The sequence below is a fragment of the Microcystis sp. M015S2 genome (genome assembly GCF_020245945.1).
Taxonomy (GTDB): Bacteria; Cyanobacteriota; Cyanobacteriia; order Cyanobacteriales; family Microcystaceae; genus Microcystis.
On the sequence record NZ_JADBTX010000118.1, the window covers coordinates 1 to 7,783 of the forward strand.

Below are 7,783 nucleotides of genomic sequence, written 5' to 3' on the forward strand. Positions count from 1 at the left end.
GGTTACAACCACCGTCAGGAGCAAGCAACAACCCCGGACAGCAAAGACTATTTTAGCGTCAGTTTGGCTGTCGGTCAGCTAATCCCCTAAAATTAAAGGAAAGCCTCGCAGGAAAACTAGAGTTATGACTTTTAAGATCCGACAATTAGATAATTTAGACTACAATTTAACCGAGGCACCCTGGTCAGTAGAAGAAGTGAGAAATAGAAGATTAAAATTAATTCTAAATCTGGTCGATGGGTAAGAAATAATGGTGATTATAGACGAAACGGGAGACAAAAAGATATGGTGGGAGCTTATTGGCACTTGGGAGAACTGAAAAAACAGTTTTATCAAGGACGGGAATTATTGCCGAGAAATAGCGGTAAAAAGAGCGGAAGTTAGGGAACCTGTTCCTCCCTATCGACTTTGGGGGTTTGGTTTTGGGGAGATTGCTGAAGTTCTTGCCAGCGAGTTTCTGCCAGTTGTTTTTGTGTTTGCACTTCTTGGTCATTGGAACGATAACGAAGTGATTCTTGATAAGCTTGAATCGCTCGCTCGTATTGACCGAGTTTAAACCAACTATTGCCTAAACTTTTCCAGGTTTCGGGGTTATCTTTTTGTCTTTGAATCGCCTGTTGATAGGCATTTATGGCTTGAGAATTGTCGCCTAAACGATAGCAAGCGTTACCGATACCGATAAAAACTTCGGCTTTTTGGGAAGAAATGCGGCGAGCTTTTTCGTAGGATGCGATCGCTTCTTGAAATCTTTCCATTTGATGAAGTAATGCCCCTTGATTTAACCAAGCTTGATAATAATTAGAATTGGCTTTAGTTGCTTGAGTAAATGCCTCCAAAGCTTCTGAATTGCGACCTAATTTTTGCAGAATAATCCCTTGACTATAGTGAGCTTGGGAAAATTGGGGATTAAATTGTCCGGCTTTGCTATAACTTTCTAAAGCATCATTAATTTTATTTAATTGATACAAACTATTACCTTTTTGATACCAAATTAAGGCATTATCCGATTCGATCGCTAGAGCCTGATCGTAGGCTTTAACTGCCCCTTCATAATCCTCAAGATTTTGTAATGACCAGCCTTTTTTATACCATATTTTGGCATCATTTTTTTGAAAAGTTAACAATTTTTCAAGAGCTTTTTGGGCGGCGGAATATTGTTGCAGTTCTAGATAGATATCGGCTTTACCTTGCCAAGCTTGACTAGCGGCAGGATTAAGAGATAAGACCCGCTCAAAACTTTCTAAAGCCTCCTGATTTTTGCCTAATTTATCTAAAGCTTCCCCGCGACCGAGCCAAGCTTGCCAAGCGGAATCCGGGTTAATTTGAATAGCTTTTTCGTAGGTATTTAAAGCTTCCGAGTATCTTTTTAAAGCTAATAAAGCATCGGCTTGTCCTTGCAATGCCTCAAGATAATCGGGATTAATTTTTAAGGCTTGACCATAGGAATTAAGGGCATCTGTATAACGTTTGAGTTGATAAAAAGTCTGACCTTGTTGATAGTAACTAAGAGAATTACGAGAATTTTGCCAATAATCAAAACCCAGATAAGCACCAGCTATTAAACCAATTGTCCCAGAGACAAACAAGATTTTTGTTAGCCAAGATTTCCCTTGACGAGCAACCCGACCTTGAGGTTTCACATAGGTAGTTTTCGGATCGAGATGATGAATTTTACCTAATTTTCTCAGAGCGATTAATGCTTCACTGGCACTGGTATAACGCTGACGAAAATCATAGCGGATCATCCGATCAATAATATAGCTAAACTCTGGGCTAGTCATGGCCAAATGTTGCCAGAGAATTTCCCCCGTGCGAGAATCCAATGGAATATCTTCGGGAGCTTTACCGGTCAAAGCTTGTAATCCAATAATACCAGTGGCATAGATATCGCTACTAAAACGCGGATAACCTTGGGCCTGTTCACTGGGGAAATAACCGGGGGTACCGATAGCGACCGTAGAAATGGTTTTACCTTCTTTAACTACTTGCGTGCTAATTTGTTTGACAGCACCAAAATCAATTAAAACCAATTGATCATCTTGGCTGCGACGAATAAGATTGAAGGGATTAACATCGCGATGGATCACCTGTTTGTGATGGACAAATTCGAGAATTGAGAGAATTTCTGTTAATAAAGCCACTACTTTCTCTTCATTTTGTCTATAGACACCGGCAGTAATTTCTGTGGCTAAATCTTCCCCTTCAATGTATTCTTGCACGAGGAAAAATTGCCCATTTTCCTCAAAATAAGCAAATAAACGGGGAATATGACGATGAATGCCCAATTCTTGCAGGATTTTCGCCTCGGTTTCAAAGAGTCGTCTAGCGATGGCTACAGTTTCGGCATTCCGGCACTGGGGTTGAAATTGTTTGATCACACAGCGATTTTGATTGGGTAACTGGCGATCGCAGGCCAAGAAAGTCTGTCCGAATCCCCCTTTTCCCAATTGACGGATAATTTGGTAGCGATGACTAAGGATTTTTCCGGCAGCGAGTTCCATAGACGATGGCAATCCGAGGTTTTTTACTATTCTAGGCTTTTCGGCTCTCTTTTGCGGTCGATGGACAAAATGGGGAAATTCCCCTATTCCACTTTTTTCCCTATAGAGAGGGAAAAAATTCCCTGTGGAGGGGACTGACATGACAGGCAAAAAAAAATAATCTAGAAACAGAGAAAGTTCACTGTTGTTTTTTGAGAGGATAACCGCTATGTCTATCAATCCTGTTACTAGAGCCGGCACAGCTTTACTGATTACTCTGCTCATGGGTTCCATGTCCGGTACTTTTCCCGTCCTCGCTCAAAGTAATATTAATCGGCCACGTCTCATCGCCCAACAAATCTCGATTCCGGCCGGAACAGTTATCCCTTTGAATTACGAGAAAGCCGATAAAATTTTAGTTTCTAAAAGTGATGTTATTCCTCTGACTTTAACCGTAGCCAGAGATATTCGTGACCGGAATGGGAGTGTGGTGATTGCAGCGGGAAGTGAAGTCAAGGGTACTTTAGAAGCGGCGGGCCGAGGTGTGCGCTTTATTGCCGATGAAATTGCCCTCGATGGGGGCAATCGCACCATTCCCCTCAATGCTACTTCCCGATTAATTACTACCACTGAAACCGTGCGTAAAGGGGCAAAAACTCAAGATATCTTAGCGGGAACCGTCGCCGGTGCGGGGGCAGCCACAGCGATTGCTGCTCTCACAGGCGATCGCAAGATTGAAGTTCTCGATGTCTTAGCGGGGGCAGCCGTGGGAACCCTTGCAGGATGGGGTTTACCGACGGCGGGAATTGTCGGTGGTAGTTCCGCGCAGTTATACTCTGTTAACCCCGATCGAGATTTAAATATTACCCTGCAATCGCCCCTAGTGATCAAAGATTAGTGAACGGCCAACCATGACCAAATCCGCCAGCAGACGGATTTGGTGTCAACTCATTGGTTAAACTGTTCGTAATTTAAATTGCCTGTTGAGATGAGGCAAGAGGCAAGAGGCAAGAGGCAACAGTAAAGGGATTGGGGGAGATTCGGCTAATCTAAAAATAAGCGATTTAAATACGTCTTAGCTTATTTCCGGATTTAATCGGAGCGATCGATCTGTTAGATTTTTAATAGTCGGTCTGTCAACCGATAGACAGAAACAGTTAAAACATCAGAATCAGAGATCAAAGTATGAAACTTCCTACAGGGTTACGGCGAACTATTACCCACGCTTTGGCAACTTTTCTAGGAGTTATGCTCGGTTTTAGCAGTTTAGCGGCGGTAAATGCTCAAAATCTGCCCAGCACTGCCGCCGACGTGGCCAGAATTTCCCCGGAGATGACGGCGGAAAGTTTTGTCGCTAAGGCAGTGGCCCGCACGGGTGCGGCAGTGGTGCGAATTGACACCGAAGCGATCATTACTCGTTCCAATAGCCCCTTTTTTGATGATCCTTTTTTTCAGGAGTTTTTTGGAGAACAGTTTCGTGTTCCCACCCAGCAGCGAGTGGCGGGCCAGGGATCGGGTTTTATTATCGATGGCAGTGGTTTAATCTTAACTAATGCCCATGTGGTCGATAATGCCGATAAGGTAACGGTAACTTTAAAAGATGGTCGTAGCTTCAAAGGAGAAGTACGCGGTACTGATGAGATCACTGATTTAGCCGTGGTGAAAATTAATCCCCAAAGGGAAAAATTACCTGTAGCCGTCCTCGGCAATTCCTCATCCATACAAGTGGGGGACTGGGCGATCGCAGTAGGCAATCCCGTCGGTCTAGATAATACGGTAACTTTAGGAATTATTAGCACGATCGGGCGCTCGGCGGCTAAGGCGGGTATTCCCGATAAACGCATTGATTTTATCCAAACCGATGCCGCTATTAACCCGGGCAATTCCGGCGGTCCTTTACTCAACGCCCAAGGAGAAGTCATCGGCATCAATACGGCGATTCGTGCCGATGCCATGGGCATCGGTTTTGCCATTCCCATCGACCGGGCCAAGCAGTTACAAGCAACCCTAGAAGCAGGTCAAAAGGTGGCCCATCCCTATATCGGTGTGCAGATGGTTAATCTAACTCCCGATTTAGCCCGGGCTAATAATCAAAACCCCAATTCTCCCATGATCGTGCCGGAAGTGTCGGGAATTTTGGTGGTGAAAGTCCTACCCAATACCCCCGCCGAAAAAGCCGGTATCCGTCGCGGGGATGTGATTGTCAAAGCTAATAATCAACCGGTTAGCGATGGCACTGAGTTACAGGAAATGGTGGAAAAAACCGGGATTGGTCAATCTTTACCCCTAAGAATCAGAAGGAGCGAAAGGGCGATCGATCTCACCGTAATCACCGCCCAAATGTCGAATCAGTAATCAGTAATCAGTTATCAGTTATCAGTTATCAGTTATCAGATGTAAGTTTTCAGTTCACTGAAAATACTCCCCATCACCAAATCGGTTTTTTTCCTTGAGAGCGTTCTCGGTTTTTCCTCTCGCCCCTATAATCTGTGTGTAAATTAGCTTTATTTCTTTGCGAGGATAATAACTATGGATCCTGCTCAAGTTAGCAATCAAATGTACTTTATCAGGAATTTAGCGATCAGCTTCGGGGCGAAATTAATCGGGGCGATCCTACTCTGGTTTATCGGTAAATGGTTGATTAATCTAGCGGTTAATCTGCTCAAAACCAGTTTGGCCAAGGGCAACGTCGATCCTACCATCATTAGATATATCATTTCTTTCATCCTCATTGTCCTGCAAGTTGTCCTGATCGTGGCGATTTTGGGCTTTTTTGGCGTTGAAACCACTTCTTTTGCCGCACTTTTAGCCGCTACTGGTATTGCGATCGGGGCTGCCTGGGGGGGGCTGTTGGCCAATTTTGCCGCCGGGGCTTTTTTAGTTATGTTCCGTCCCTTCAAGGTGGGCGATTTTGTCTCTGCGGGAGGTATAACTGGCACGGTGGAGGAATTGGGTTTATTTGCCACTACTATTAACACTCCTGACAACATTCAAACTGTAGTCGGCAATAACAGCATTTTTTCTGGGAATATTCAAAATTTTTCCGCTAATCCCTATCGTCGTGTGGAGTTGACCGCTCAATTAAGTCACGGGGTAAATGTCCCAGAAGCGATCGCTCTGTTAAAGGATAAAATTAGCCGTATCCCCAATGTTTTGACTGATCCCGCTCCCGATGTGGAAATTTTAGAATTTAATCCCTCCGGACTTCTCTTAGCAGTACGTCCCTATTGCAGTAACGATAACTATTGGCAGGTCTATTTTGACACTAATAAGGTTATCTATGAATCCTTCGGTGAAGCGGGCTATCCTATTCCTGCTACCCACACGGTTTTACACAATCAATAGACCGGGTTAAGCGAAGACCAGTTATATACAGCTTTTCTGATCAAAATAAAGTATAACCTGATACCAAATCCGTTTTTGTGCGATTAAGTCCCAATCCAAGTTTAAAGACCCACTTCCCACTCCCCACTCTCCTATACTTTTTCAACAGGATTTAGTAGGTTCTTCCGAACTTACCATGTAAAATCAACTAGCAAAATGCCAATTTAATAAACATCTAAGACTAAAGTTTTTAAAGTTTCTAAATCCATAGCCTCTCCTTTTAATCACCTTCAGTTTATTGTTAATTCCTTCCACTGTTCCCTGGGTTGTTCGGTTATCAAAATAGGCAGTTATTTCGTCAATCCACCGCCGAATTGTCTGGCAGCTTTTAGGAAAGTAAGCCATCGCCTTTTTGAGCCAATCACTCAAGGCAAATAATCCCTCATTCCCCTCCGTATTTTTCTCAAATACTTCTCTAAATTCCTCTTTTAATTTGTGCATTTCCCCAAGTTTTGGAGACACTTTATATACTTCTTCCAATTTTTTCCTTTCTTTCTCTACTAAGTCTCCTTCATTCTTTAATAAGGCATATTTGCTCTTGGCTATTCCTGCTAAGATATTTTCTTTATTTTTCTTATTTTTTATCTTAGCTGCCTCTCTTTTTACCTCCTTTCTGGCTTCATCTAGCTCGTTATTTACTTGTTTCATTACAGGGAATCTATCCCCTACTATTTGAGCTTGAGGCATTAGTTTTTCTGCCACATTTTTATACCCTATCCACAGGTCTATACTTACTTCCTCTATTTGGCTCAAAACCTCTTCTCCCCAGTGTTTTAGATATTCTGTTAATGCTTCTTCTGTTCTTTTTTCCACTAAGCCTACAATTTTTCCTGTGTCTATATTTACTAACACAGCATAGTAATTTCCTTTTCCCTTTATCATGGCTATTTCATCTATTCCTAGTTTTTTTAGACCTTGAGGTTTTGCGGTTATTAAGTCTTCTCCTAAGTCTTTGAGCATCGTTTCTATTTCTCCTTCGCTTACTCCATTTCTTTCTGCCGTATTTTTGAGATCACTATTCAGGACTTCGGCCACTATTTTTTTTCTAAATCTGTCTGTGTAGGTTCTTTTCTTCGGCAAATAATTTAGTTCTTCTGTGAATTTTTTCCCACATTTCTCGCATCTCATCTGACGACGATTGATTCTCAGATATAATGCCTGTTCTCCAAAGGGTAAATCTCGGATTGTTAATTCATTGTTTTGATGAACTTTTTCCGTTTTACTTCCACAATGAATGCACTGGCTTTCTCTTGACATATTTTCTAAATGTAAAACAATTCCTATATCGGTAATAATTTGATAATTGGTAACGACAACTCCTTCTAGGTGAAGTAGCTCGGTCATTAACTTTAATTGTGGATTTGATGGCATAAGTATAGCTTGTTTCTAAAATTGCTGGTCTTGGCTGTCTATATTTTAACCAATAAATTGCTGTATTGCAAGCATAGTCAGCTTTTAAAGATAAATTATTGTTTTTATTGGTCAGCAATAATTGTCTGTTTTTTCTTTAATTTTACATGACAAGTTCGGAAGAGCCATAACAATTAAAGGCATAAAGCCTCTCGGTAATTTTCAGTATAATTTTCAATATCTCTGGCTTTATGGTTTAATAGAGCCTCGAACAGGTGGCAGCTTTTTCTATGAGTTCTCCCATTTAGATGGCGAATGTTTTAATCAATATTTAACACTTTTTTCCCAAGCTTTTCCTGAGGAATTACATATTATTCAATTAGATAATGCTCCCGCACATACTGCGACCGACCTAGAAATCCCTGATAATATTATCCTATTTTATCAACCTCCCTATTGTCCAGAAGTAAATCCCATTGAGAGAGTTTGGCTATATTTGAAAAACTTGTTGGCATGGAGCAATTTTAACTCCCTTGATAACTTAAGAAGTAAACTTTACCATCTTTTAA

The 7,783-nt window shown here is 41.8% G+C and carries 5 protein-coding genes and 1 pseudogene; 4 read left to right on the top strand and 2 right to left on the bottom strand.

The features are described 5' to 3' along the window. Window positions 1-380 precede the first annotated feature (380 nt). Window positions 381-2,501 (bottom strand): serine/threonine-protein kinase, encoded by a 2,121-nt coding sequence (locus tag IM473_RS19590; protein ID WP_287659124.1) that lies wholly within the window; start codon window positions 2,499-2,501, stop codon window positions 381-383. A 208-nt stretch (window positions 2,502-2,709) separates the two neighbouring features. Between IM473_RS19590 and IM473_RS19595 the strand changes: the two genes are divergently transcribed. The 3 genes from IM473_RS19595 to IM473_RS19605 all read left to right on the top strand — a co-directional run bounded on the left by IM473_RS19595 (window position 2,710) and on the right by IM473_RS19605 (window position 5,825). Beyond that, a complete protein-coding gene (locus tag IM473_RS19595; RefSeq protein WP_287659125.1) occupies window positions 2,710-3,378 on the top strand; it encodes a hypothetical protein in 669 nt (222 codons plus the stop codon). A 287-nt stretch (window positions 3,379-3,665) separates the two neighbouring features. Next, window positions 3,666-4,835, top strand: a complete 1,170-nt coding sequence (locus tag IM473_RS19600; protein ID WP_287659126.1) for an HhoA/HhoB/HtrA family serine endopeptidase — start codon at window positions 3,666-3,668, stop codon at window positions 4,833-4,835. A gap of 174 nt (window positions 4,836-5,009) precedes the next feature. Further along, window positions 5,010-5,825: a mechanosensitive ion channel family protein gene (locus IM473_RS19605; RefSeq protein WP_287659127.1), complete on the top strand. Its 816-nt coding sequence runs from the start codon at window positions 5,010-5,012 to the stop codon at window positions 5,823-5,825. 183 nt (window positions 5,826-6,008) lie between these two features. Here IM473_RS19605 and IM473_RS19610 read toward each other — a convergent pair whose 3' ends face one another. After that, entirely contained in the window at window positions 6,009-7,235 is a 1,227-nt protein-coding gene (locus IM473_RS19610; protein ID WP_287659128.1) for an ISL3 family transposase, read from the bottom strand. 166 nt (window positions 7,236-7,401) lie between these two features. On the opposite strand from IM473_RS19610, the pseudogene IM473_RS19615 reads away from it, so the two are divergent. Continuing rightward, window positions 7,402-7,783 (top strand): annotated as a pseudogene (locus IM473_RS19615) (IS630 family transposase); the annotation flags it as partial.

Excerpts from the sequence above, each read along its gene's own strand:
- IM473_RS19590 (WP_287659124.1), bottom strand. The coding sequence starts at position 2,501 with ATGGAACTCGCTGCCGGAAAAATCCTTAGTCATCGCTACCAAATTATC.
- IM473_RS19595 (WP_287659125.1), top strand. The coding sequence starts at position 2,710 with ATGTCTATCAATCCTGTTACTAGAGCCGGCACAGCTTTACTGATTACT.
- IM473_RS19600 (WP_287659126.1), top strand. The coding sequence starts at position 3,666 with ATGAAACTTCCTACAGGGTTACGGCGAACTATTACCCACGCTTTGGCA.
- IM473_RS19605 (WP_287659127.1), top strand. The coding sequence starts at position 5,010 with ATGGATCCTGCTCAAGTTAGCAATCAAATGTACTTTATCAGGAATTTA.
- IM473_RS19610 (WP_287659128.1), bottom strand. The coding sequence starts at position 7,235 with ATGCCATCAAATCCACAATTAAAGTTAATGACCGAGCTACTTCACCTA.